This is a genomic window from Micromonospora sp. ATLC20 (assembly GCF_057196585.1).
In genome coordinates this window covers 1-413 of sequence record NZ_JBXUOV010000435.1, presented here as the reverse complement: position 1 = coordinate 413, position 413 = coordinate 1, and the positions used below count along the sequence as shown (strand labels likewise).

Sequence of the window (413 nt, the reverse complement as noted above, 5' to 3'; positions counted from 1 at the left end):
CGCCCGCACCGGCGGCCCCGCCCCGCACGTTGCGCGCCGCGTCGGCCGGTGCCGCCCTGGCGTACGCGCGCACCTGCTACGACCACCTGGCCGGGCGGCTCGGCGTGCTGCTGCACGACGCCCTGCTCGACCGTGGCGTGCTCGACCGCACCGGCGGCCTCGCGCTGACCGAGGCCGGCATGAGCTGGCTGGACCGTCTCGGCGTACCCGTCGAACCACTGCGCGGCACCCGGCGGCCGCTCGTGCGCGACTGCCTGGACTGGACCGAACGGCGCCCGCACCTGGCCGGCGCGGTCGGGGCGGCGCTGTGCGGGCGCTTCCTCGACCTCGGCTGGACCGCGCGTGGCACCGGCCGGGCGGTACGGGTCACCCCGGCGGGGCGGGACGCGCTGGCCGAGACGCTCGGGCTCGAC

General features: G+C 79.4%; 1 pseudogene. It reads left to right on the top strand.

The annotated features are described in order from the left end of the window. Positions 1–413: pseudogene (locus tag AC2CHG_RS31790) on the top strand (transcriptional regulator); the annotation flags it as partial.